The organism is Bacillus sp. SIMBA_074, assembly GCF_046534555.1.
Taxonomy (GTDB): domain Bacteria; phylum Bacillota; class Bacilli; order Bacillales; family Bacillaceae_G; genus Bacillus_A; species Bacillus_A mycoides.
In genome coordinates, this window is the sequence record NZ_JAWRYM010000213.1 from 1 (window position 1) to 346 (window position 346).

The 346-nt window shown below is 35.0% G+C and carries 1 protein-coding gene; it reads left to right on the top strand.

All coding sequences use genetic code 11. From position 1 onward, the window contains the following. Positions 1-120 precede the first annotated feature (120 nt). The coding region (locus SB773_RS30550; protein ID WP_410593965.1) for a hypothetical protein at positions 121-346 on the top strand (226 nt) is incomplete at its 3' end.

Genomic DNA, 346 nt, shown 5'->3' on the forward strand with positions numbered 1-346 from the left:
CTAAACTATCAATACTTTTAACTTAATTAATCTCCTCTTAAATACCTCAATATCGAATGCTATGTCAGTGACATCTTAAATCATCAACACAAAAATTTTCATTAAGTCAGTGGTGGTTATATGAAACTGAGAAAAAGATTCTGCTTATGCATCGTAACTTCTGTAGGGTTATTAGCTGGTTGTATCAATTCCCCATGGAACCCCTTTCCTAGTAATGCAGGCAAAATAGAAGGGGTTGTGTGGTGCAACCAGAGATATCTTGATATGGTTGATGATTATCAGAAAATTGATTACGAAACTAAAAAAAAGCTGGCTTTAGCCAAAGAAGGTTACGTTTATGCACTGG